The following is a 23,473-nucleotide window of genomic DNA, read 5'->3' on the forward strand; positions in this document are numbered from 1 at the left end:
ATGAGCACGGGTCCCCTCGCGTGGCGCGCCGCCACGCTGTCGGGTGTCGCGGCCCCGACCCGCCGCACCGGCGCGGGCCGTCGCTTCGCCGCTCTCCCCGCCGCCTTGAGACGGCTGCCGTGGACGGGATATGTCGCGCTCGCCGGTCTCGCGCTCTACACGGCGCTCGCGCTCGCCGCGCCGCTGATCGCGCGCTATTCGCCGACCGACGTGTTCGTCGGCGGGCCTTTCGACCCGCCGTCCGCGGACTTCTGGCTCGGCACCGACGCGCTCGGCCGCGACGTGGCGAGCCGCGTCCTGTTCGGCGGCCGCACCGTCCTCGTCAGCGCCTGCTCGGCCGCGGCGCTCTCGGCTCTGCTCGGCGGCGCCTTGGGCCTCCTGCTCGGGATCAAGGGCGGGCTCGTCGACGAGATCGCGATGCGCGCCCTCGAGATCGTCATGAGCATCCCGCCCATCATCTTCGCGCTCCTGATCGTCGGGATCTTCGGGTCGAGCCTGTGGCTCGTGGTGGCGACGGTCGGTCTTCTCTTCGTGCCGAACGTCACCCGTGTCACCCGGGCCGCGACGCTCGCCCTCGTCGCCGAAGACTTCGTCGCCGCCGCGCGAGCGCGGGGCGAAGGCACGCTCTCGATCGCCTTCCACGAGTTGATGCCGAACATCGCCGGCACGATCCTGGTCGAATTCTCGATCCGCTCCGGCTTCGCGGTCCTGTTCATCGGCGGTCTCGGCTTTCTCGGCTTCGGCGCGGCACCGCCCTCGCCGGATTGGGGCCTGATGATCAACGAGAGCCGGGGTTCGCTCGATTCCGCAATCTGGCCCGTGGCGGCGCCGGCGATCGGGATCGCCGTTCTCGTCGTCTGCGTGAACCTCTTCACCGATGCGCTGCTTCGGGTGATCGGCCCCGATGCGCGACGGGGAACCGGAGCATGAGGGTGGAGGCGCGGGACGTGCGGGACGCCGTCGCTGCCATCGACGGCCTCGACGTCGATTATGGGCGGCCGGGCGCCTGGCGGCCGGTGCTGCGGTCGGTCGATCTCACGATCGCGCCGGGGGAGCGGGTCGCTCTGATCGGAGAATCCGGCAGCGGCAAATCCACCCTCGCCTCGCTGCTGCTCGGCGAACGCCGCGAGGACCGCCGGCTTGCCGCGGGGCGCGTGACCGTGCTCGGCCACGACGTCTTTGCGCTCGACCGGCGCAGCTTGCAGCGCCTGCGCGGCCGCCGCGTCGCCCTGGTGCCGCAGAATGGCGGCGCCTCGCTGACGCCGACGCGCCGGATCGCGGCCCATTTCTCCGAGACCCTGCGGACCCATCGCCCCGACCTCGACCGCCGGGCGCGCCGGGCGCGGACGATCGAACTGCTCGGCGAGGTCGGCCTTCCGGCACCGGAGGCGGCGCCGCGGCTCTATCCGCATCAATTCAGCGGGGGACAGCAGCAGCGGATCGCGCTGGCCTTGGCGATGTCCGGCGACCCCGACCTGCTCGTCCTCGACGAACCGACGACGGGCCAGGACGCCGTCACCCGGCGTGCGCTTCTGTCGCTGCTGCGGGCGCTGTCGGCGCGGCGGGGCACGACGATGCTGTTCGTCTCCCACGATCTGACCGCGGTGGCGCAGCTCTGCGACCGGATCGTCGTGCTCTATGCGGGCGAGATCGTCGAGGATGGTCCGGCCGAGATCGTTCTCTCCGATCCGAGACATCCTTACACGAAGGCCCTGCTCGCCTCGGCGCCGACGCTCGACGGCCCCCCCGATCCCACGGCGATCCTCGACGGCAGTTCGGGGCCGGACCGCGCCGCGGCCGGTTGCAGCTTCGCGCCGCGATGCCGTCATGCCGCGCCGGCCTGCCGGGAGCACAGGCCGACCGTCGAGACGGTCGGGCCGCGCCATCGCGTCGCCTGCGCTCTTCATGAGGTGATCGCGGTGGCGTTGCCGCCGGCCTCGAGCGGGAAGTCGAGGGCGACGGCATGACGACGTCGGTGATATCCGCGGGGTCCGGCGTGGCGGGTTCGGCTCCGCTCCTCGCGCTCGACGATCTCTGGTTCAGGCACCGGCGCGGCACGGCGCCGTGGGCTCTGTCCGGCGTCGGCCTCTCGCTCGACCGCGGTGAGACCCTCGCGCTGGTCGGGGAGAGCGGGAGCGGCAAGTCGACCCTCGCCCGCCTCGTCGCCGGGTTGATCGTCCCCGAGCGCGGGCGCATCCGGTTCGAGGGGCGCGACATCGCGGGTTCGGCGGCACGCAGGTCGGCTTCGGCACGACGCCAGATCCAGATCGTCTTCCAGAACCCGGACGCCTCGCTCAATCCGCGGCACCGGATCGCCACGATCCTCGCCCGTCCGCTGCGCCGCTTCTTCGGGCTCAGGGGCGAATTGCTGCGGGTCCGCATTGAGGCCCTGCTGGCGGACGTTCAGCTTCCGCGAGATTATGCCGAGCGCTTTCCGTCCGAACTGAGCGGCGGCGAGCGCCAGCGGGTCGCAATCGCCAGGGCGCTCGCCGCCGAGCCCTCCATCCTCCTCTGCGACGAGATCACGTCGGCGCTCGACGTCTCGGTGCAGGCCTCGATCCTCGACCTGCTCAAAGGCATTCAGGCCGGCACGGGGCTGTCGATCCTGTTCATCACCCACGATCTCGCCGTGACGCGTTGGTTCGCCGACCGCGTCGCCGTTCTCTACCGCGGTGCGCTCTGCGAGAGCGGCCCCGTCGACGAGATCTTCTCCCCGCCCCATCACCCCTACACGGCCGTCCTGATCGACGCCGTCCGCGGTGCGCCGGAGCCGACCGCCGACGGTCGGCCCGCGCCGGCCCCGCGTCTGTCCCGGAGTGCCTGATGACCACGTCGCGCAGGATGAAGCTCGGAGCGTCCTTCTATCCGTCCGGCTATCATGTCGCCGGCTGGCGCTATCCCGGTGCCGTTCCCGACGGCGGTATCAACCTCGCCCACCACATCGAGGTCGCCCAGGGTGCGGAAAAGGCGGGGTTCGATTTCTTCTTCCTGGCCGATATCAACGGCATCTGGGACCCGGATATCGACGCGGTCTCCTACACCACGTGGAGCGCCAAGTTCGAGCCGCTCACGGTGTTGTCCGCGCTCGCGATGGTGACCTCGCGCATCGGTCTCGTGGCGACCGCGAGCACGACCTACAACGATCCGTTCAATCTCGCCCGCCGCTTCGCGTCGCTCGACCACATCAGCGGCGGGCGGGCCGCGTGGAACCTCGTGACCTCCGCGACCGCCTCGGAGGCTGCCAACTTCAGCCGCGACAGCCACCCCGATCATGGCGATCGCTATGCTCGCGCCCGGGAATTCGTCGAGGTTGTCACCGGGCTCTGGGACGGCTGGGAGGACGACGCCTACGGCTTCGACCGCGCGAACGGGCGGTGCTTCGACCCCGCGAAGGTGCACCGGCTCGACCATCGCGGCCCGTTCTTTCAGGTCGCCGGTCCGCTCAACCTGCCCCGGCCGGTGCAGGGCCATCCGGTGATGGTGCAGGCCGGCCTCTCCGAGGCGGGCCGAGACCTCGCGGCGGCGACCGGCGAGGTACTGTTCACCGCCCAGCCGACGCTCGACGGGGCGAAGGCGTTCTACCGCGACGTGAAGGCGCGCGTGGTGCGATACGGCCGCGATCCGGCGCATCTCAGCATCATGCCGGGGGCGGTGACGGTGATCGGCCAGACCAAATCGGAGGCCGAGGACCAGATCGCCGCCCTCAACGGGCTGCTCGAGCCGAAGCCCGGCCTCGCCTTCATGTCTGGGCTGATCGGCGACACCGACCTGTCGCGCTTTCCCCTGGACGAGCCCTTGCCGCCGCTGCCGAAGACCGAAGGCCCGAAGGGCCGCCAGCAACTCGTGGTCGAGCGTGCCCGGCGCGACGGCGCCACGCTGCGGGAGCTCTACCAGTCGATCGCCCTGACCAGCAGCCACCGCCTCGTCTACGGCTCGCCGGTCGAGGTCGCCGACCAACTCGAGGACTGGTTCGTCGCGGGAGGCTGCGACGGCTACAACATCGCGCCGGCCCACGCGCCGCAGGGTTTTACGGATTTCTTCTCGGCGGTCGTTCCGGAATTGCAGCGCCGGGGCCTCGTCAGAACGCGCTATGAAGGGTCAACCTTGCGCGAAAATCTCGGTCTGCCCCGCCCGGCCACGCGCTATGCCGCTGCGACTGAAGCGGAACAGACCGCCCCCGACCCGGAGACGATCGCGTCATGACGGATCTCACCCCTTCGATCGTTCGCTTTCTCGCCACGTTGCGCCGCCGCATCGAAGCGGAACCGGGGCACGGACCGGATTTCCTGCGGGAGCGGGACGCTCTGCTGTCGGTTTGGCCGTCGGACGATGCGCGGCGCGGGACGCCGGCGACGCCCGTGCGCCTGCCGGCCTGCGCGCACTTTCCAGGCGCCCTTGCGGCGGCCCTGGACGGGCCGGAACGCGAGATCGCTGCGGCGCTCGCGGCGATCGAGCCCGCCCTCGCCTGGGTCTACGGCTACCCGGCCGATCCGCGACGGCCGGGTCTCGCGGACGCCATCGCCTTCAGCGACATCGTCGGCGGGCGCGGGCTGCTGCGTGCGGGCGCGATCGGGATCGGCCTGACGCTGATCGCACCGGAAACGGCCTATCCGAGCCTCGCCCACCCGGCGGTCGAGTTCTACCTCGTGCTGTCGGGCACCGCCTTGTGGACCGCGGGCGCCGCCCCCGAAGCGCCCCGCCCGCCCGGAAGCCTCATTCTCCACCCCGAGAGCCTTCCGCACGCGATGACGACGGGCTCGGAGCCGCTCCTCGCGGTCTTCACCTGGCACGGCGATATCGCCTCCCCTTCGGTTTATCTGGACTGATCGCGTTCCCGCCTCGGGGACCCGCTCGGCGGTCTTCGGCGCGGCATGACGACGGCCGAAAGGCCGGCCCGGAGCGCCTTTGAGTAGGCTTTTCGACGGGGCCGGCGAAGCTTGGAATAAGATATCTATTTTATAAATAGACAATACGCTTAAATCGCGCATCGACGATCCGTCGCGCTGGGGTTGCGCCGACCCGTCCGTCGTCTCTGTACAAAAGAATCCCTCGGAGGTTGCGCTCATGAACGTCACGGTCCCGGTGCCCGAGCCGGTCGTCGCCCCCGTCGCCTACGTTCCCGAGCCGCCGCGCGAGCCCGCCCACATCATCGCGAGCGACGCCGAGGCGATCGGCATCGCGACCACGCTCGCCCAGCTCTTCGCCGAGCGCGCCGGCGAGCGTGATCGCGACCGCAGGCTGCCGGTCGGCGAACTCGACATCTTCTCGCGGAGCGGGCTTTGGGGCATCACAGTGCCGCGGCCCTACGGCGGCGCCGGGGTGTCGCAGGCGACCGTCGCCCAGGTTCTGGAGATTCTCGCCGCCGGCGATTCCTCGATCGCCCAGATCCCGCAGAACCATTTCGAGATCATCGATCTCATTCGCCTGACCGGCTCGGAGGCGCAGAAGCGGGAGCTGTTCGGCCTCGTTCTCGAAGGCTACCGCCTCGGCAACGCCTTTTCCGAATATAAGGGCCGCCATGTCGAGGACTTCCAGACGCGGATCGAGAAGCGCGGCGACGATTATGTCGTGACCGGCGAGAAGTTCTATTCGACGGGCGCCCTGTTCGCCCACCTGGTGCCGATCGTCGCCCTTGATGCGGATGGCCGGGCCTGGGTCGCCATCGCGGATCGCGGCGCCACCGGCCTCGAAATCGTCGACGATTGGTCCGGCTTCGGCCAGCGCACCACGGCGAGCGGCACGGTGCGGCTCCACGAGGTGGTCGTGCCGGCGGCTCGCGTGCTGCCCGCCTACATCGCCTACGAGGCGCCGAGCGCGTCGGGGCCGCAGAGCCAGATCGCCCACGCGGCGATCGATGCCGGGATCGCCAAAGGCGCGATCGAGCGGACCATCCGCTTCGTGCGCGAGCAGGCCCGGCCGTGGATCGACGCCAAGCAGGAGCGGGCCGCCGACGATCCCTACACCATCGCTGCCGTGGGCGAGCTCGAGATCCGGCTCCACGCGGCGGAAGCGCTGTTGGAGCGAGCCGGCCGCATCACCGACGCGGCGATCGCCGATCCGACGCCGGCGCGGATCGCGACCGCCAAGGTCGCCGTCGCCGAAGCCAAGGTGCTGACGACGGAGGTTGCGCTCCTCGCCACCAACAAGCTGTTCGAACTCGCCGGCACCCGGTCGGTGCTCGCGGCGAACCAGCTCGACAGGCTGTGGCGCGATGCCCGTACCCACACACTGCACGATCCGGTGCGCTGGAAATATCATGCCGTCGGGAACTATTACTTGAACGACGCCGCCCCCCGCTGCACTCCTGGATCTGACGTCCGATGGCGATCCGGCGGCTGGAACGGTGGGGACCGGCCCGTCTTTTCCGCGAGGCATCATCGTGACCACTGCATTCACCCCCGTCTCGTCGCTGCTGGGAGGCGCCCTGATCGGGCTGTCGGCCGCAATCCTCATCGTCTTTAACGGCCGCATCGCCGGCATCAGCGGCATCGTCAGCCGGCTTCTGCCGCCCTATCGAGGCGACGACGTCGCGGGCAAGGCGCTCTTCACAATCGGGCTCGTCGCGGCGCCGCTTCTGGTCGAAGCCGCGGGCTTCCGCGTCGTCCAGACGGTTTCGGGGTCCTTCGGGCTGCTCGCCGTCGCGGGGCTCCTCGTCGGGATCGGCACGGTCGTCGGCAACGGCTGCACCAGCGGTCACGGCGTGTGCGGTCTCGCCCGCCTGTCACCCCGCTCGCTCGTCGCCACGCTCGTCTTCATGGCGGCCGCGGCGGCGACCGTGTTCGTCACCCGTCACGTCGTCGGGGGCTGAGATCATGACCCGCCTCGGCCTCGACCGTCTCGTCCAGGGCATCGCCGGTCTCGTGTTTGGGCTCGGGCTCGTCGTCTCGGGCATGATCGACCCGGCGAAGGTGCTGAACTTCCTCGATTTCGCTGGCACGTGGGACCCGAGCCTCGCCTTCGTCATGGCGGGCGCGGTCGCAATCGCCTTTGTCGGCTTCCGCGTCGCCGGCGGGCGCGCCCGTCCAATCCTCGCCGAGCGCTTCCATTGGCCGGTCAGCCGGGCGGTTGATCCGCGCGTGATCGTCGGGCCGGCGGTGTTCGGGATCGGCTGGGGTCTCTCCGGCTTCTGCCCCGGTCCGGCCGTCGCGGCTTTGGGCCTGCTGGCGCCCGGGACCTTCGTCTTCGTCGGCGCCATGCTGATCGGCATGGCGATCGCCCGTGCCCTCACCGCCCCGCGCGTGCCGCAGGACCAATCCCACCCGGTCGCCGGCACCCGGCCGTAACCGCCGCAATCATGAGGTGAAGATCATGAGGTCTCGATCGTGAAGCCGCTACCGAGCGAGACCGCGGCTTCCGCGGGCTGGGACCTCGACGCCATCGTGGCCGATCTTCGGCGCTCGCGGGAGGTGCTGCACAACATCCGCCACAAGGGCAGCGTCCGCGAACTGCCCTCGCGCCGGGCGCTCGCGGAGGTCGTGGAGCACCTCTCGGCCGCGCTGTTCCCAACCCATTTCGGGGCAACGGATCTCACCGACGAGAGCATCGATTATTTCGTCGGCGCGAGCCTCGGCCAGGCCCTGTCTGCGCTCGCCGAGCAGATTCGGCGCGGACTTCGCTTCGGTCCGGCTCAGGTCGAAGCCGAGACCGGGCTCGAGGCGAAGGCGGCCGAGATCACCCGCACCTTCGCCCACCAGCTTCCCGACATCCGCGCCCTTCTCGTCAGCGATCTCCAGGCCGCCTACGAGGGCGATCCCGCCGCGACCAGCTTCGCCGAGATCCTGCTCAGCTATCCCGGCGTGGTCGCCGTCCTTCATTACCGGCTCGCCCATGCCTTGCACCGCCTGGGCGTGCCCTTCCTGGCGCGGCTCATTTCCAAGATCGCCCACTCCCAGACGGGGATCGACATTCACCCCGCCGCCGAGATCGGGTCCGGCTTCTTCATCGACCACGGCACGGGGGTCGTGATCGGCGAGACGGCGATCATCGGCAACCACGTCCGGCTCTACCATTCGGTGACCCTCGGCGCGAAGCGCTTCGCGGTCGACGAGACCGGCGCCCTCATCAAGGGAAAGCCGCGCCACCCGATCGTCGAGGACGATGTCGTGATCTATGCCGGCGCCACCGTGCTCGGTCGCATCACCATCGGGCGCGGTGCCGTCATCGGCGGCAATGCCTGGGTCACCCAGGACGTCGCGCCGGGTGCGGTTCTCCTCAAAGCCGCGTCGGATTGATGACACGCGCCGCGGCGCGGCGGGCGATCCGGCCGCGCCGTCGAGACGATCATGGCTTTACACGGTCGCGACGAGGAATTTGGTTCTCTCAAAAGACCGTGATCGGGATGGAGTAAAACATTTCATAGAGACTTTCCGGCATCCTAATTTTATCTTTGTTTCATTGATTTCAAGATGTTGACGACGTTCTGCGCAGTGATACGCTTGGTATTGTAGAAGCATAATTCGTCGAAAGCCTCCGCGTAGAGCGCGGATTGTCGAGAGATAAAGGCGCGATAAGGCGCGCGGGCCGTCTTTTGTGGTCCGTAAGGGAGATGTTCTGTCGGGCGATCTCGACGGACATCCCGCATGACACGCGCCGAACGTTTCCCCGAGCGAGAGCAAGAGCCAACATGACTTCACCATCGAGCGTTCCCGCACCGCATCTCAGCGTCAGCGCTGGCGCGGCGCGCAATCTCGCCACCGCCACCGTCACGGCGGTCCAGAATTCTGAAACGACGCCGCGCTGGCTGCACCGGCTGCTGCCCTGGATCGACGTCGCCGGCGGTGTCTACCGCGTCAACCGGCGCAAGCTGGTCGTCGGCGGTGCCGGTCTGGTGGCGACCGAGGGGCACGGCGACGCGGCCCGCATCGTCGCGGAGAGCCTGCGCAGCATTCCAATCTTCGCTGCCCTCGACGCCGAAACGCTCGAGGCGCTCGCGGCGCGGTTCAAGGCGCGGCATCACGACGCCGGGGCTGAACTCCCGGCCGTCGGGGGGACTCACCGGACCCTGGTGGTCGTTGCCGAGGGTTCGGTCGAGCTGTTCGGGATCGGCCCCTATGGCGGTCGCCTGCGCGAGCGCCTCGTCGGCACTGGCGGCTTCTACGGGGAGCGTGGTCTCGTGGACGAGGCGGGCGGTCCGGCGAGCGCCGCGCGGGCGCTGTCCGCGGTCACCGTGCTGACGCTTGATCATGGAGCGCTCGCGGACGCGCCGGCGCTCGGCGCGGCGGTGGCGGCTGCCGCCGCGGCGCGAACCGCCCTCGAGGCGGATGCCAACATCTACGGAGAATCGAAGATCGATCTCCTCGCCGGCCATACCGGGGAGCCGCTGCTGCCGACGACCTTCGTCGACTATGCCGACCATCCCCGCGAATATCATCTGAGCACCATCCAGACGGTGCTGCACACCCACACCCGCATCACCGATCTCTACAGCAACCAGATCGACCAGCTTCGCGAGCAGGTCCGCCTCACCGTCGAGGCGGTGAAGGAGCGCGAGGAATGGGAGCTCATCAACAACCCGGATTTCGGCCTGCTCCATGAGGTGGCGCCGGGCTTCCGCGTGCCGACCCGCAGCGGCGCGCCGACGCCGGACGATCTCGACGAACTGATCGCGCTCGTCTGGAAGAAGCCCGCCTTCTTCCTCGCCCATCCGAAGGCGATCGCGGCGTTCGGCCGGGAAGCGACGCGGCGCGGCGTGCCGCCGGCGACGGTCAACCTGTTCGGTTCGCCGTTCATCACGTGGCGCGGCATTCCGCTGGTGCCGTCCGACAAGGTTCCGATCGTCCGCCGCAACGGCGTCGAGACCACGAGCATCCTGCTCTTGCGCGTCGGGGAAGGCGAACAGGGCGTCGTGGGCCTCCAGAAGGCGGGCGTCACCGGCGAGGTCGAGCCGGGGCTGTCGGTGCGCTACAGCGGCACCAACGAGCATTCCATCGCCTCTCATCTCGTCACGCGTTATTTCTCTGCGGCCGTCCTGATCGACGACGCCATCGCCCGCCTCGACGACGTGCTGATCGGTCAGTACCATGACTACAAATATTGAGGTCGGCCGGACGCCCGACTTTCCGTCGGGCGCCGAACTCACGGGGATCGTCAATGACGATCCCTTCCACTCCGCTCTGATCGCGCGGCTCGCGAACGAAATCTTCGCGGAGGCACGCGGCGGGCCGGCCCTGGGGATCCTCCCGGGGTCTGGCATCGCGTCGCCTGGGATCGCGTCGCCTGGGATCGTAGCGCCGGCGGCGACGTCGCCGGCGACCACCCCGCCGTCGTTCGCGCCGGCGCCCCCGAGCCCGCTGCATCTGGTGCTCCCTTCCGCCGACGCGGTCGATGCGGGCTTCGGTGTCCCGGTGGCGTCGGCGGCCGTGCCGACCGCGCCGACGGTGCCCGGCGCGTTCACGGCGCCCTCCAACGTTACGGCGCTGCCGTGGGTGGCGCCCGAGACGGTTTCCCCGGCGGTCAGCGCGCTCGAACCGGCGGCGGCGTCTCGCCCGCCGGTGCATCCGCCTCACCCGGGCGCGGAGCGCGCCACCGACGTGGCGTCCTCGCCGCATGAGGCAAACGGCCACCCAGGGGAACCCGCTCCGTTCGGCGCGGAGGATTCCTATCCCTTCGGCGAGCCGCGTTATGCCGGGGCGCTCGCGTTCCGGCACCACGCCGAGATCCCGACCGAGGGGCGCTATGGTGCCGCCGCGACGCCGGATTTCTATTTCCTCCAGCACGGCGGGTCGCGCAAGGCGGAGACGCGGGTCGAACCGCAGCCGCGCAGCCCGCAGGCCCCGGCCCATCATCCGGCCCCGCCGCTCTCCACCTTCGACGTGCAGGCGATCCGGCGCGACTTTCCGGCTCTGCACCAGACCGTGAACGGCAAGCCGCTCGTCTGGCTCGACAACGCGGCGACGACGCACAAGCCGCAGAGCGTCATCGACATCACGTCGGAGTTCTATTCGCGGCATAATTCGAACATCCACCGCGCGGCGCACACCCTCGCCGCGCGCTCAACCGATCTGTTTGAGGGCGCGCGGGATAAACTCCGCGATTTCGTCGGGGCGGCGGATTCGAAGGAGATCATCTTCCTGCGCGGCACCACCGAGGCGATCAACCTCGTCGCGCAGTCCTACGGCCGCAGCCATTTCAAGCCGGGCGACGAGATCGTCGTCACCCACATCGAGCACCACGCCAACATCGTGCCCTGGCAACTCGTCGCGCAGGCGACCGAGGCGGTGCTGCGGGCCGCGCCGGTCAACGATCGCGGCGAGCTCATCTTCGACAAGTTCGTCGCCCTGCTCGGGCCGCGGACGAAGTTCGTCTCGGTGACCCACGTCGCCAACGCGCTCGGCACCATCAACCCCGTCGAGCAGATCATCGCCGCGGCCCACGCCTGGGGCGTGCCGGTGCTCATCGACGCCGCGCAATCGTCGCCCCACATTCCGCTCGACGTGCGGGCGCTCGACGCCGACTTCCTGGTGCTCTCCGGGCACAAGGTGTTCGGACCGACCGGGATCGGCATCCTCTACGGCAAGGCGCATCTGCTCGAGGCGCTGCCGCCGTGGCAGGGCGGCGGTCACATGATCCGGGACGTGACCTTCGAGAAGACGGTCTTCAATCACATTCCGGAGAAGTTCGAGGCCGGGACGCCCGACATCGCCGGGGCGGTCGGGCTCGGCGCGGCGATCGACTATCTCCAGCGCGTCGGGCTGCCGGCGATCGCCGCCTACGAGCACGATCTCCTCGTCTATGCCACCGAGGCGCTCGCGACGGTGCCCAAGCTCCGCCTGATCGGCACCGCGGCGGCCAAGGCGAGTGTGCTTTCCTTCGTCATCGACGGCTACGCGCCGGATGCCGTGTCGCGCCATCTCGACAAGCACGGCATCGCGACGCGCTCCGGCCACCATTGCGCCCAGCCGGCTCTCAGGCGGTTCGGGGTCGAGACAACCGTTCGGGCCTCTCTCGCGTTCTACAACACGCGCGAGGACGTCGACGCGCTCATACGGGCCCTGCACCTGCTGCCACGCGCCTGAAGTGCGTGCGGCGGTCCAGGCTCGAAGCCAAGTGTGGTCGGGGGCTCGCCCCGGCCGCGCCGATCCGATCGACGGCGGAGTTGAGATCATGCCATTTCCATCAGCAGCGCGGCGATGGCGCGGCCGCGCCATCGCCTTCCTGGCCGCTCTCGTCGTGGCCGGGGCGGGCGTCCCGGCGCGGGCGGGCTCGGTCTACGACCACATCGAGGCGACGCACCAACTCGTCGTGGGGATGGAGGGCACCTATCCGCCGTTCAACTTCCAGGATTCCTCCGGCAAGCTGGTCGGATTCGAGGTCGATTTCGCCAATGCGCTCGCCGCCGAGCTGAAGGTGAAGCCGGTCTTCCAGCTCAGCAATTGGAGCGGTCTCCTCGGCGCGCTGCAATCGGGCCGCGTCGATGTCGTGATCAATCAGGTCGCCGACACACCGGAACGCGAGAAGATCTTCGATTTCTCCGAGCCCTATTCCTATTCCGGCATCCAGATCGTGGTGAAGAAGGGCAATCCGGACAACATCACCGGGCCGGAGACACTTGCTGGCAAGACGGTCGCTGCCGGGCTCGGCACCAATTATGGCCAGTGGCTCGTCAAGAACGTGCCGACTGCGATCCCGCGCACCTACGACGACAACGTCACGCCCTATCAGGATCTCGCCGCCGGCCGCATCGATGCGGTGCTCAACGACCGCCTCGTCGTCGCCGACATCGTCAAGCGCACCGGCAACGTCTTCGAGATCGTCGGCAAGCCGTTCGATCCCCAGGGCTCGTCGATCGCTCTGCCGAAGGACGCCGAATTGCAGGCGGCGCTGAACCACGCGATCGATGCGCTGCGAGCCAACGGCACGCTCAAGACGATCTCGGAGAAGTGGTTCGGGATCGACGTGACGGCGCGTCCGTGAGGCGGTGAGATCGATGGACCTCTCCGGCGCCTCGTCGCTTCAGCTCATCGCCCAGTCGCTCCCCTTCCTCCTGCGCGGCGCGGTCTATTCGATCGGCCTCGGGGTCGGCAGCATGGCGATCGGTCTCGTCATCGCCTTCTTCGTGGCGATCGTTCGTCTGCAAAGGGTCCCTGTGCTGGCGCTGGCCGCCCGCCTCTACGTCTCCTTCATCCGCGGCACGCCGCTTCTGGTGCAGCTCTTCCTGATCTATTACGGGTTGCCCCAATACGGCGTCACGCTGGGGCCGCTCACCTCGGCGCTGATCGGGTTTTCGCTCAGTGTCGGCGCCTATTCCTCGGAGATCCTGCGGGGCGCGATCGGGGCGATCGATCACGGTCAATGGGAAGCGGCAACCGTGATCGGCATGACGCGCTGGCAAACCCTGCGCCGCGTGATCCTGCCCCAGGCGGCGCGCACCGCCTTGCCCCCGCTCGGCAACAACTTCATCGGTCTCATCAAGGACACCTCGCTCGCCGCCACCATCCAGGTGCCCGAGCTGTTCCGCCAGGCGCAGCTCGTCACCGCGCGGACCTTCGACATCTTCGCCATGTATTTCGCCGCGGCCGCGATCTACTGGATCCTCTCGACCATCCTCGCCTTCGGGCAGGACCGTCTGGAGGTGCGGGCCAATCGCCACAGCCGCAGGTCCGTCGCATGAGGGACATCGCCCGCATGAGAGCGGCCCACCGCGTGAGGGAGATCCGCTCATGAGCATGATCTCGGTCACCGGGCTCGCCAAACGCTTCGGCGTCACGGAGGTGCTGAAGGGGATCGATCTCGAGGTGGAGCGCGGCGAGGTCGTCACGATCGTCGGCCCGAGCGGGTCCGGCAAGACGACGCTGCTGCGCTGTCTCGACCTTCTGGAAACGCCGACCGCCGGCCGCATCCGTGTGGGCGACGTCGTCATCGACGCCGCCCGGCCGCTGTCGCAGCAGAAGCGCGAGGTTCGCGCGCTGCGCCTGCGCCTCGGCTTCGTGTTCCAGAACTTCAATCTGTTCCCACACCGCACCGCGCTCGAGAACGTCATCGAAGGCCCGGTCGTCGTGAAGGGGGAAAGACGGGAGGCAGCGGTGACGCGGGCCCGGGCGCTGCTCGCCCGCGTCGGTCTCGCCGATCGCGCCGACGCCTATCCGAGCCACCTCTCGGGCGGCCAGCAACAGCGCGTCGCCATCGCCCGCGCGCTCGCCATGGACCCGGAGGTCATTCTGTTCGACGAGCCGACCTCCGCGCTCGATCCCGAGCTTGTCGGAGAGGTGCTCGGCACCATCCGCGATCTCGCCGCCGAGAAGCGGACGATGGTGATCGTCACCCACGAGATGCGCTTTGCGCGCGACGTCGCCGATCGCACGATCTTCGTCGACGGCGGCGTCATCGTGGAACAGGGGTCGTCGAAGGCGCTGTTCGACGAGCCGCGGGAAGAGCGCACCCGGCGCTTCCTGCAGAAGACGCGAGACGGGTCCTGACGGGCTCGAAGTCCCGCCGTCGCACCATCCCGCCGGCCCCCGGAGACAGCCTGATGACGTCGAGCCGAATCGCCTTCAACGCCTTCGATATGACGTGCATCATGCACCAGTCGCCGGGGCTCTGGACTCACCCCGAGGACCGCTCGACCGATTACAAGAAGCTCGGCTACTGGACCGATCTCGCGAGGCTTCTCGAGAGGGGCAAGTTCGACGGCTTGTTCATCGCCGACGTGCTCGGCGTCTACGACACCTACCAGCACTCGCCGGCGGCCTCGATCCGGCGGGCGATGCAGATCCCCGTCCACGATCCCCTGATGCAGGTCTCGGCAATGGCTGCGGTGACGGAGAAGCTCGGCTTCGGCATCACCGTCTCGGCGACCTACGAGCAGCCGTATGCGTTGGCCCGCCGGTTCAGTTCCCTCGACCACCTCACCGAGGGACGCATCGCCTGGAACATCGTGACGAGCTATCTCGACGGTGCGGCTCGCAATCTCGGCCATTCGCAGCAGGTCTCCCACGACGAGCGCTACGTCCTCGCCGACGAGGTGGTCGATATCTGCTACAAGCTTTGGGAGGGCTCCTGGGACGAGGACGCCGTCGTCGAGGATCGGGCGAACAAGATCTATGCCGACCCGGACAAGGTGCGGGGTATCGCGCACAAGGGCAAATATTTCTCGGTGCCCGGCGTCCATCTCAGCGAGCCGTCGCCCCAGCGGACGCCGGTGATCTGGCAGGCGGGCACCTCGCCGGCGGGACGGGCCTTCGCAGCGCGTCATGCCGAAGCGGTGTTCACCGTCGCCCCGACGTCCCGCATCCTGCGCAAATATGTCGACGATATCCGTGCGATCGCCGCCGACAACGGGCGCGATCCGCGCAGCGTGAAGATCTTCACGGAGATCACCATCGTCACGGCCGAGAGTGATGAAGCCGCGCAGGCCAAATACGAGGATTATCTCACCTACACTGATTATGAAGGCGCTCTCGCCTTCTATGCCGGGATCACCGGGATCGACCTGTCGCAGCTCGATCCAGATCAACCGTTGCAATATGTCGACACGGATTCGGCCCGCTTCGCGCTCGAGATCTTCTCCCGCGCCGATCCCGACCGGGTCTGGACACCCCATGAGGTGGCGAAGTTCGTCGGCATCGGCGCCATGGGGCCGGTCCTCGTCGGCGGGCCGGCGACGGTCGCGGATGAACTCGAGCGGTGGGTCGAGGAAGCCGACATCGACGGCTTCAACCTCGCTTACGCCATCACGCCCGGCACCTTCGAGGACTTCATCACCTTCATCGTGCCCGAGCTCCAGGCTCGTGGCCGCTATTGGCACGATTACGATGCCTCGACCACCGTCCGCGAGCGGCTCTACGGCGTCGGTCATACGCGCGTGCGCGACGACCATCCGGCGGCGCGCTACCGCCGCTGAACGGTTGTTCGCGGTCCTTCCGGCTCACACCTTCAGCCGGCGTTCCAGCCAGAGGCTGTAGCGCGAGCCGGCGGCCGAGATCACGAAATAGACGATGGCGGCAACTGTGAAGGCCTCGTTGTAGAAGCCGAGCCAGTTCGGGTCGGTCGCCGCGGCGCGCGCGGTGTTGAGGAAATCGAACAGGCCGATCACCGTCACCAGAGTGGTGTCGAGAAAGAGGCCGATCGCGAGGTTGACGAAGGAGGGGATCACCCGCCGGAGCGCCTGTGGCAGGATGATGAGCTGCATCGTCTGACGGTCGCTCAGGCCCAGCGCGCGGCCGCCCTCGAGCTGGCTCGTTTCGACCGACTGCAGGCCTGAGCGGACGATTTCCGCCATGTAGGCGGCGACGAAGAGGATGATCGCGATCTGCGCCCGCAACAGCTTGTCGATCGAGGCGCCGGCGGGAATCATCAGCGGGAAGACCAGCGTCGAGACATAGAGCACGGCGATCATCGGCACGCCGCGGAAGCCCTCGATGAAGGCGACGGCGAGAAGGCGGATCAAGCCCATCCGCGAGCGCCGTGCCAGCGCGAGGACGATTCCGAGCGGGAACGCGCCGAGGAAGCCCACCGCCGCGAGCAGCACGGTGAGCGGAAAGCCGCCCCAGTTCTGGGTTGGGACCGGGTGGCCGGTGAGCGTCCCGCCCATCAGCCCGATCGCCCCGGCGAACCCCACGATCACCAGCGCGAATAGTTTGCGGCCCCACAAACGCGGCGCGGCCATCAACACCAGCGTGGCGGCGATCAGCACGGTTGCCGCGGCCGCCTGTCCGTCGAGATTGCGCGGATAGAGGGCGAAGACGAGAAAGCGCGCCTTCTCGATGACGAAGATCCAGCACGCGCCGGTGCGGTCGTCGCACGCGGCGCGGGGCCCCGTGAACACCGCATCGACGAACGCCCAGCGCACGAACGGCCACAGCACGGCGGCGGCGAACAGGATGTAGGCGAGCGTGATCGCGATGTTGAGCGGCGAGCCGAACAGACCCTTGCGCCACTTGGCGAGCGCCCGGCGCACGGCCACCCGCGTGCCTTCGGCCGCAGGCTTGAAGGCGGTCACCGCCGTCATCGGCGCCCGCTCCGGGCGATCAGGCGCGCATTGTAGCGGTTCATGGCGAACGACACCGAGAGGCTGATCATCAGATAGACGGAGACCATGATGAAGATCGCCTCGACGGCCTGTCCCGTCTGATTGGCGACCGTGTTGACGATGCTGACGAGGTCCGGGTAGCCGATCGCCACCGCGAGGCTCGAGTTCTTGGTGAGGCTCAGATAGCTCGACGTCATCACCGGCAGGATGATGCGGACGGCCTGGGGCAGCACGACGAGTTGCAACGCCTTGGCGCGGGAGAGGCCGAGCGAACGGGCCGCCTCCCATTGTCCGGCCGGGATCGCCTCGATGCCGCTGCGCACGATTTCCGCGATGCCGGCGGCCGCGTTGACGACGAGCCCGACGAGGAGGGCCGAGAATTCCGGTGTCAGCGAGAGGCCGCCACGGATGTTGAAGCCCTTGAGGGCCGGAACATCGAGGCCGACGAGGCCCGGCTGCGCCACGGGCCAGACGAGCGCGGCCGCGAGCGCCCCGAGAGCCGCCGAGACGAGCAGGCGCCGCCGCAGCCGGAGGGCGGGCGAGGTGCGCGCCGCCACGATCGGCGCCGCGACCAGGATCACAGCGAGGAATGCGAAGGCCCAGGCGATAGCGGGCGTCGTGAACGTGAGGGCGGGGATGAAGACGCCGCGGTTCGACAGCAGCATGCCGGGTAGCGGCGAGAAGGCCTGCCGCGCCGCCGGCAGGGCGTGGAAGAGCCCGTTCCAGACGAAGAGCTGCAACAGGAGCGGCGTGTTGCGCATCAGCTCGACATAGGCCCGCACGGAACCCGACAGCAGCGGGTTCTCGGACAGCCTGCCGATCCCGAGGGCGACGCCGAGGATGGTCGCGAGCACGCATCCCGCCGCCGAGACGGCGAGCGTGTTCAGCAACCCGACCACGATCGCGCGGCCGAACGTGTCGGCCGGACTGTAGGCGATCAGGCTTTCGCCGATGTCGAAATTGGCGGCGCTGCGCAGGAAGTCGAAGCCGGGCCGGATGCCGGTGCGCTCGATGTTGGCATCCATCGTCGCGCCGAGCCAGGCGAACAGCGTGAGGACGGCGACGAACACCACGATCTGGGTCGCCGGCCGCTCGCCGATCCAGACCCGGATCGCATTGCGGGCGGGAGCCTGCGCCCCCGCCCCGCCCAGGAGTGCGGATTGCGTCATCGGCGGACCGTCACCGGAACGGCGGGGAATAGAGCAGACCGCCCTTCTCCCAGATCTGGTTCAGGCCGCGATCGAAGTTGAGCGGCGTGCCCTTGCCGACATTGCGATCGAAGATCTCGCCATAATTGCCCACGGTCTTGATGATGTTGTAGGCGAACTTCGGATCGAGGCCGATGGCCTGGCCGAGCGAGGGATCGACGCCGAGAAAGCGCTGGATCGAGGGGTCCTTGCTGGTCAGGAAGTCGTCGATGTTCTTCGACGTGATGCCGAGCTCTTCGGCCTGGATCGTCGCGTAGACCGTCCAGTTGACGATCTGCAGCCAGTCGTGGTCGCCGCCGCGGATCGCGGGCGCCAACGGCTCCTTCGAGAGGCGATCCGGAAGCAGCACGTAATCGTCCGGGTGCGCCGCCTGGGTCCGCCGCGAGGCGAGATCGGAGGAATCCTGGGTGAGCGCGTCGACGCGGCCGGATTCGAGCGCGGCGAGGAATTCCTTGCTGTCCTCGAACACGACCGGCGTGTAGCTCTTGCCCGTCTTGCGGAAGAAGTCCGCGATGTTGAGCTCGCCCGTGGTGCCGCTCTGGACGCCGATGGTGGCGCCGTCGAGATCGGCGCCCTTGGTGATGCCGAGCGACTTCTTCACCAGCAGGCCCTGGCCGTCATAGAAGATGACCGGCCCGAAATCGAAGCCGAGCTTGAACGAGCGGGTGATCGTCTCGGTCACGCCGGACAGCAGGACGTCGAACTCGCCGGCCTGCAGCGCCGGCAGACGCTGCTGCGGCGAAGACGAGGTGAACTCCACCTTGTTCGGGTCGTTGAAGACGGTGATGGCCAGTGCCCGACCGAAATCGATGAACAGCCCCTGCCACTTGCCGTTGCTGTCGGGGGCGAAGAAGCCGGGCGAGGTGCCGACGCCGACCTTGATGACCCCGCGCGACTTGATGGCATCGAGCGTCGCGCCGGCGTGGGCGGCAAAGGAAAAGGCCGAAATCGCGGCGGTCGTCAGGACGGTCAAAGCGGCGGTCTTCGCCAGACCTGTTCTCAGTCGGGAAAGCATTCGGGCATGCCTCTTCATGTCGTCTCACGGCGCTCGCGCGAGAGATCGAGGATCGGGGAACGGTCTTCGGCGCGGCCGCGAGATGCGGTGTCCAAGACCTGGCGATGCCTTTGTTGTTGTCTGCTGGAAGATATCAGGCGAGCCGATCCTAAGCGGCGCCGACGTGTCGATATAGAAACGCCATTCTAATTTGGGCTGGCGCGGTTGAATTAAATGGCTCCGGCGCAACCTCTGGCTAGGGCGTCGGGGCGATTATCGCCGGCCATCGCGCGCCGCGCCGCCGGCGCGCGGCTATGCTCGTGTTTCTCAAATCGTTCGATATTATAATCTAATAATCGCGATTTTTATGGAAATATATTTCTGACCATTCGCAGCGATCATGCGGCGCCTGTGAGTTCTATAAATGCAATTCTCCGGGCTGAGTTGAGAAGACTCCAAAAACTCACGATCTACAGCCGATCTTTTCCATCGATAGGGTCGTTTTTAGGTCGACGTTCCTGCCGGTCCACCGCTCGATCACGCTAGGCTGACGCTCTCGTTCGTCGAACCCGTTGAGCGCGCCCGTGTCTCCCAGTTCAGTTCTCGCAGCGCACGACATCACCAAGGCCTTCGGCTCGACCAAGGCCCTGCGGGGGGTGGATCTCACCCTCTACGCAGGACGCGCCGTGGCTCTCATGGGTGCCAACGGGGCGGGCAAGTCGACGCTCGTGAAGATCCTCTGCGGTATCCACCAGACGGACGGCGGCACCGTTCTGCTCGAAGGGGCGCCGTTCCGACCGCGCTCACCGCGCCATGCGCGCGATCTCGGCGTGATCGCGGTGCATCAATCGATCGCCGATGTCGGCGTGCTGTCGCTGTCCGTCGAAGACAATCTCCTGCTCGATCGGCGCTGCGAGGGCGGCTCGCTCTTCGCGGGCGGCCGGCGGGACCGCGAGGCCGCGCGGGCCGTGGCGGCGGCGATCGGCCTCGAGGTGGATCTCCGCCGGCGTCTCGACGAATTGTCGATCGCCGAGCGCCAGCTCGTGGCGATCGCCCGCGCCGTCGCCCGCGATCCGAAGGTGCTGATCTTCGACGAACCGACCGCGAGCCTGTCCGCTCCGGAAGCCGAACGTCTCTTTCAGGTGATCGACGGCTTGAAGAGCCGCGGCGTCGCCATTCTTTATATATCCCATAAAACGGCCGATCTCGAACGGATCGCTGACAGCGTCGTGGTGCTCCGCGACGGCCTCGTCGCGGGCAAGTTCGAAGCGCCGCTCGATCTCGCCGCGGCGATCAAGACGATGATCGGGCACGCGGTCGAATCCGCCGCGCGCCAGCCGAAGGCTTACGAAGGCCGGCCCGTCCTGACCGTTCGGGGGGCTCGGTTACGGCGCTCCGCGCAGCCGTTCGATTTCGAGGTCCACCCGGGCGAGGTGGTCGCGGTTGCCGGCCCGGTTGGCGCCGGCAAGACGTCCCTCGCCGGCGCGCTGTTCGGGCTGTGGCCGCTCGAGGCGGGCGAGATGACGCTCGACGGGGACCCCTGGCGCCCGCGCTCGCCCGCCGATGCGATCGGCCGCGGCGTCTTCCTCGCCGGTGAGGACCGCTGGAGAACGACGTTCTTCCCATCGGTGGTGCCGTTCGCCTCGATCGCGGGCACGATCGGCTTCCCCTTCCTGCCGCGCTGGTCCAAGGCGGGCCTCGTTCAGCCGGCGCGGGAGGAGGCGACGGCCGCAAGCCTCATCGCCGCCTTCGGGATCAAGGCGCCCGGGCCGCGCGTGGCCCCCTCGACCCTCTCCGGGGGCAATCAGCAGAAGGTGGTGATCGCCCGCTGGCACGCCGAGCCGGCGCGGCTGCTGCTCCTCGACGAGCCGTTCCAGGGTGTCGATATCGGCGCGCGCGACGACATCATCCGCGCCATCCGCGATCGAACCTCGGGTCGCGCGACCATCGTCTTCGTCAACGATCTGGAAGAGGCGCTCGAGGTCGCCGACCGCGTGGTGACCATGACCGACGCGACGGTCACGGACCAACGCTGCGAAAGCGCCGACCGTCTCATCTCCGCCCTCGCCTCGACACCTGCCGCTCTGCCCTGAGCGTCGCCAAGAGCATCGCCGGGAACCCAACCATGTCCTCGATCGCCACCGACCTCTCCGCCACGCCGAAGTCGCGGCCGCCCCTGCGGGAGTGGCTCATCCGGTACGGCATCTTCCTCCTGCTCGCGGTGCTCGTCGTGATCTTCACGAACGCCCAGCCCGCCTTCCTGAGGGTCAACAACCTCTTCTCGATCCTCCAGGCCGTCGCGATCGTGGCGCTGCTCGGCGTCGGCGTGACGGTGACGACCATCACCGGCGGCTTCGACATCTCGGTCGGGGGCCTTGCGGCCTTCATTCAGATGGCGGCGGCCTACGTCCTGATCGCGCTCGACGGATCGACCCCGGTGGCGGTCGCCGTCTGTCTCGCGATCGGGCTCGCCGTCGGGCTCTTCAACGCCTTCCTCATCGTCGTCGTGCGCATTCCCGATCTGCTCGCGACGCTCGGTACGCTCTTCCTCCTCGCCGGTCTTCAGCTCATTCCGACCGGCGGGCGCTCGATCGCGCCCGGCATGACGCTGCTCGACGGAACGACGGCGCCCGGTGTCTTCCCGCAGAGCTTCCTCGCGCTCGGCCGCTACCGGGTCTGGGACATCGTGCCGGTCCCGGTGATCGCGCTCGCGGTCGTCGCCTTCGCGCTCTGGTTCGTGATGGAGCGCACGCGTTATGGCCGCGTCTTCTATGCCGTCGGCGGCAGCGAGCTCGCCGCCCGCATGGCCGGTGCCTCGACGCGCCTCTACCGCGTGCTCGCTTATGTGCTCTCGTCGCTGACGGCGGCGATCGGCGGCATTCTGCTTGCCGGCCGGATCGGGCGCGGCGACGTGAGCGCCGGTAACGGTCTGATGCTCGATGCCGTCGCGGCGGCGCTGATCGGCTATGCCGTGCTCGGGGTCAACCGGCCGAACATCTTCGGCACCATCGTCGGGGCGATCTTCGTCGGCGTTCTTTTGAACGGCCTGACCATGATGAACGCTCCCTATTACCTCCAGGACTTCGTCAAAGGCGCCGTTCTCATCGGCGCGCTCGCGTTGACTTTCGGCTTATCGCGCAACCGCGCCTGATCTTCTTCTCCCACGCAAGGCTCGTCGTCATGCTTTTCTCCCCCAAGACCCGCTTCGGATTCAAAGCCGTCGCGAGCCTCGCGCTCGCGGCGGGGCTCGGCCTCGCCGGCGCCGCCTACGCCGACGGCATTCCCGGCGCGCCGGCGCCGTTCGACAAAGGCGGGGTGAAGATCGCCCTCGTCGCCTATCTGTCCGGCGGCGATTATTTCCAGGCCGCCGAAGCGGGCGCGACGCGCCAGGCCAAGGCGCTCGGCGTCGATCTGCGGATCTTCCCGGGCCGGCAGAAGCCCGACGAACAGCGCGAGCAGATCCGTCAGGCGATCGACCTCGGCGTCCAGGGCATCATCGTCTCCGGCGGCAAGGCCGAAGCCGTGGACGACGTCGTGCAAGAGGCGCTCGACAAGGGCATCAAGGTCGTCGCCGGCAACATCTACCTGACGAACCCCGGTGTGATCATCGTCGATCAGGACGAGAGCAAGCAGCTCGACCTGGTGCTCGATCAGGTGCTCAAGGACAACGGCGACAATTTCTCGGCCGGCTACATCTACGTGGAAGGCTTCCCGGCGCTCGATCGGCGCGACAAGGCCTGGACCGCGTTCAAGGCGAAGCATCCCGGCATCAAGCAGGTGGCCCAGTGGGGCACGGTGGACGACACCACGGCGCAATCGGTGGCGAACCAAACGGCGGCGGTGCTGCGGGCTCACCCGGAGATCACCGTGATCCTCGCGCCCTACGACGAGTTCGCCCGCGGTGCCAAGATCGCGGTCAACGAGGCGGGTCTTCAGGACAAGGTGAAGATCTACAGCGTCGATGTCTCGACCTCCGACATCCAGGAGATCCGCGAGCCGAGCAGCCCCTGGGTGGCGACGGCCGCGACGAGCGCGGAGGGCGGTGGCGAGGTGCAGGTGCGTGCCCTCGCCCTCGCGATCACCGGTCAGCTCCAGGAAAAGAAGGTGCTGCTCGCGCCGACGCTCATCACCCGCCAGTTCCTGGAAGAGAACGATATCCAGACCGAGGCGAACCTGACGCAGAAGCTGCCGGCGTTCCTCGGCCGCAGCGTCGCTTCGGCTCCCTGGATCCCGGCGCCGAAATGAGGCCTGCCCCCGGGACACCGCGTCGCGACGTCCGCGCGGTGTCCCGCATCGTCTTTCCTT

20 protein-coding genes and 1 pseudogene are annotated in these 23,473 nt (G+C 68.2%); 18 read left to right on the plus strand and 3 right to left on the minus strand.

The window, feature by feature from the left end; genetic code table 11:
• The 15 genes and pseudogenes from F0357_RS18620 to F0357_RS18690 form a co-directional block, all read left to right on the plus strand.
• A partial coding sequence (locus tag F0357_RS18620) for an ABC transporter permease (RefSeq protein ID WP_153487357.1) occupies nt 1-930 on the plus strand: 930 nt, incomplete at its 5' end.
• 17 nt (nt 931-947) lie between these two features.
• Nucleotides 948-1,967: an ABC transporter ATP-binding protein gene (locus F0357_RS18625; RefSeq protein WP_208948471.1), complete on the plus strand. Its 1,020-nt coding sequence runs from the start codon at nt 948-950 to the stop codon at nt 1,965-1,967.
• Nucleotides 1,964-2,824 carry an ABC transporter ATP-binding protein gene (locus tag F0357_RS18630; protein WP_153487366.1) on the plus strand — a complete coding sequence of 287 codons (861 nt, stop codon included), beginning with the start codon at nt 1,964-1,966 and terminating at the stop codon, nt 2,822-2,824. The genes F0357_RS18625 and F0357_RS18630 overlap by 4 nt, the downstream gene beginning before the upstream one ends.
• A complete protein-coding gene (locus F0357_RS18635) occupies nt 2,824-4,203 on the plus strand; it encodes an LLM class flavin-dependent oxidoreductase (protein WP_153487376.1) in 1,380 nt (459 codons plus the stop codon). The genes F0357_RS18630 and F0357_RS18635 overlap by 1 nt, the downstream gene beginning before the upstream one ends.
• Nucleotides 4,200-4,826 (plus strand): dimethylsulfonioproprionate lyase family protein, encoded by a 627-nt coding sequence (locus F0357_RS18640; protein WP_153487380.1) that lies wholly within the window; start codon nt 4,200-4,202, stop codon nt 4,824-4,826. Before F0357_RS18635 ends, F0357_RS18640 begins: the two co-directional genes overlap by 4 nt.
• 238 nt (nt 4,827-5,064) lie before the next feature.
• Nucleotides 5,065-6,314, plus strand: a pseudogene (locus F0357_RS18645) (SfnB family sulfur acquisition oxidoreductase).
• A gap of 62 nt (nt 6,315-6,376) precedes the next feature.
• Nucleotides 6,377-6,808: a YeeE/YedE family protein gene (locus tag F0357_RS18650; protein ID WP_312861757.1), complete on the plus strand. Its 432-nt coding sequence runs from the start codon at nt 6,377-6,379 to the stop codon at nt 6,806-6,808.
• A gap of 4 nt (nt 6,809-6,812) precedes the next feature.
• Complete coding sequence (locus F0357_RS18655; RefSeq protein ID WP_153487387.1) at nt 6,813-7,283, plus strand: YeeE/YedE family protein; 471 nt, start codon at nt 6,813-6,815, stop codon at nt 7,281-7,283.
• Between the two features lie 39 nt (nt 7,284-7,322).
• Nucleotides 7,323-8,231, plus strand: coding sequence for a serine O-acetyltransferase EpsC (gene epsC, locus F0357_RS18660; protein WP_312861728.1), 909 nt, complete (start codon nt 7,323-7,325; stop codon nt 8,229-8,231).
• Between the two features lie 392 nt (nt 8,232-8,623).
• Nucleotides 8,624-10,036, plus strand: a complete 1,413-nt coding sequence (locus F0357_RS18665) for a family 2B encapsulin nanocompartment shell protein (RefSeq protein ID WP_153487390.1) — start codon at nt 8,624-8,626, stop codon at nt 10,034-10,036.
• Nucleotides 10,020-12,014, plus strand: coding sequence for a cysteine desulfurase (locus tag F0357_RS18670; RefSeq protein ID WP_153487394.1), 1,995 nt, complete (start codon nt 10,020-10,022; stop codon nt 12,012-12,014). The genes F0357_RS18665 and F0357_RS18670 overlap by 17 nt, the downstream gene beginning before the upstream one ends.
• An 88-nt stretch (nt 12,015-12,102) precedes the next feature.
• The gene (tcyJ, locus tag F0357_RS18675; protein WP_153487397.1) at nt 12,103-12,912 is read left to right on the plus strand and encodes a cystine ABC transporter substrate-binding protein; all 810 of its coding nucleotides are present in this window, start codon (nt 12,103-12,105) and stop codon (nt 12,910-12,912) included.
• A 13-nt stretch (nt 12,913-12,925) separates the two neighbouring features.
• Nucleotides 12,926-13,609 (plus strand): cystine ABC transporter permease, encoded by a 684-nt coding sequence (gene tcyL, locus F0357_RS18680; RefSeq protein WP_153487403.1) that lies wholly within the window; start codon nt 12,926-12,928, stop codon nt 13,607-13,609.
• Nucleotides 13,610-13,664: 55 nt separating this feature from the next.
• The gene (gene tcyN / locus F0357_RS18685; RefSeq protein WP_153488698.1) at nt 13,665-14,414 is read left to right on the plus strand and encodes an L-cystine ABC transporter ATP-binding protein TcyN; all 750 of its coding nucleotides are present in this window, start codon (nt 13,665-13,667) and stop codon (nt 14,412-14,414) included.
• A gap of 53 nt (nt 14,415-14,467) precedes the next feature.
• Nucleotides 14,468-15,838: an LLM class flavin-dependent oxidoreductase gene (locus F0357_RS18690; RefSeq protein ID WP_153487413.1), complete on the plus strand. Its 1,371-nt coding sequence runs from the start codon at nt 14,468-14,470 to the stop codon at nt 15,836-15,838.
• Between the two features lie 24 nt (nt 15,839-15,862).
• Here F0357_RS18690 and F0357_RS18695 read toward each other — a convergent pair whose 3' ends face one another.
• Genes F0357_RS18695 through F0357_RS18705 form a run of 3 tightly spaced genes read right to left on the minus strand, consistent with a single transcriptional unit; the run spans nt 15,863 to nt 19,189 of the window.
• The gene (locus F0357_RS18695) at nt 15,863-16,945 is read right to left on the minus strand and encodes an amino acid ABC transporter permease (protein WP_153487423.1); all 1,083 of its coding nucleotides are present in this window, start codon (nt 16,943-16,945) and stop codon (nt 15,863-15,865) included.
• Nucleotides 16,942-18,135 (minus strand): amino acid ABC transporter permease, encoded by a 1,194-nt coding sequence (locus F0357_RS18700; RefSeq protein WP_153487434.1) that lies wholly within the window; start codon nt 18,133-18,135, stop codon nt 16,942-16,944. The genes F0357_RS18695 and F0357_RS18700 overlap by 4 nt, the downstream gene beginning before the upstream one ends.
• A 10-nt stretch (nt 18,136-18,145) precedes the next feature.
• Nucleotides 18,146-19,189, minus strand: coding sequence for an amino acid ABC transporter substrate-binding protein (locus F0357_RS18705; RefSeq protein ID WP_153487436.1), 1,044 nt, complete (start codon nt 19,187-19,189; stop codon nt 18,146-18,148).
• A gap of 563 nt (nt 19,190-19,752) precedes the next feature.
• Here F0357_RS18705 and F0357_RS18710 point away from each other — a divergent pair.
• Genes F0357_RS18710 through F0357_RS18720 form a run of 3 tightly spaced genes read left to right on the plus strand, consistent with a single transcriptional unit; the run spans nt 19,753 to nt 23,413 of the window.
• Entirely contained in the window at nt 19,753-21,261 is a 1,509-nt protein-coding gene (locus F0357_RS18710) for a sugar ABC transporter ATP-binding protein (RefSeq protein WP_208948472.1), read from the plus strand.
• Nucleotides 21,262-21,293: 32 nt separating this feature from the next.
• Complete coding sequence (locus F0357_RS18715) at nt 21,294-22,319, plus strand: ABC transporter permease (protein ID WP_153487438.1); 1,026 nt, start codon at nt 21,294-21,296, stop codon at nt 22,317-22,319.
• 29 nt (nt 22,320-22,348) lie between these two features.
• Complete coding sequence (locus tag F0357_RS18720; protein WP_153487441.1) at nt 22,349-23,413, plus strand: substrate-binding domain-containing protein; 1,065 nt, start codon at nt 22,349-22,351, stop codon at nt 23,411-23,413.
• The last annotated feature ends 60 nt before the right edge of the window (nt 23,414-23,473 follow it).

Origin of the sequence: Segnochrobactrum spirostomi (assembly GCF_009600605.1) — a bacterium.
In the GTDB taxonomy this organism is placed as follows: Bacteria; Pseudomonadota; Alphaproteobacteria; order Rhizobiales; family Segnochrobactraceae; genus Segnochrobactrum; species Segnochrobactrum spirostomi.

What these genes read in the sequence shown, in the direction of transcription:
- F0357_RS18630 (WP_153487366.1), top strand. Translation starts at nt 1,964, where the DNA reads ATGACGACGTCGGTGATATCCGCGGGGTCCGGCGTGGCGGGTTCGGCT.
- F0357_RS18635 (WP_153487376.1), top strand. Translation starts at nt 2,824, where the DNA reads ATGACCACGTCGCGCAGGATGAAGCTCGGAGCGTCCTTCTATCCGTCC.
- F0357_RS18640 (WP_153487380.1), top strand. Translation starts at nt 4,200, where the DNA reads ATGACGGATCTCACCCCTTCGATCGTTCGCTTTCTCGCCACGTTGCGC.
- F0357_RS18655 (WP_153487387.1), top strand. Translation starts at nt 6,813, where the DNA reads ATGACCCGCCTCGGCCTCGACCGTCTCGTCCAGGGCATCGCCGGTCTC.
- F0357_RS18665 (WP_153487390.1), top strand. Translation starts at nt 8,624, where the DNA reads ATGACTTCACCATCGAGCGTTCCCGCACCGCATCTCAGCGTCAGCGCT.
- F0357_RS18670 (WP_153487394.1), top strand. Translation starts at nt 10,020, where the DNA reads ATGACTACAAATATTGAGGTCGGCCGGACGCCCGACTTTCCGTCGGGC.
- tcyJ (WP_153487397.1), top strand. Translation starts at nt 12,103, where the DNA reads ATGCCATTTCCATCAGCAGCGCGGCGATGGCGCGGCCGCGCCATCGCC.
- tcyL (WP_153487403.1), top strand. Translation starts at nt 12,926, where the DNA reads ATGGACCTCTCCGGCGCCTCGTCGCTTCAGCTCATCGCCCAGTCGCTC.
- tcyN (WP_153488698.1), top strand. Translation starts at nt 13,665, where the DNA reads ATGATCTCGGTCACCGGGCTCGCCAAACGCTTCGGCGTCACGGAGGTG.
- F0357_RS18690 (WP_153487413.1), top strand. Translation starts at nt 14,468, where the DNA reads ATGACGTCGAGCCGAATCGCCTTCAACGCCTTCGATATGACGTGCATC.
- F0357_RS18695 (WP_153487423.1), bottom strand. Translation starts at nt 16,945, where the DNA reads ATGACGGCGGTGACCGCCTTCAAGCCTGCGGCCGAAGGCACGCGGGTG.
- F0357_RS18700 (WP_153487434.1), bottom strand. Translation starts at nt 18,135, where the DNA reads ATGACGCAATCCGCACTCCTGGGCGGGGCGGGGGCGCAGGCTCCCGCC.
- F0357_RS18705 (WP_153487436.1), bottom strand. Translation starts at nt 19,189, where the DNA reads ATGCTTTCCCGACTGAGAACAGGTCTGGCGAAGACCGCCGCTTTGACC.
- F0357_RS18715 (WP_153487438.1), top strand. Translation starts at nt 21,294, where the DNA reads ATGTCCTCGATCGCCACCGACCTCTCCGCCACGCCGAAGTCGCGGCCG.
- F0357_RS18720 (WP_153487441.1), top strand. Translation starts at nt 22,349, where the DNA reads ATGCTTTTCTCCCCCAAGACCCGCTTCGGATTCAAAGCCGTCGCGAGC.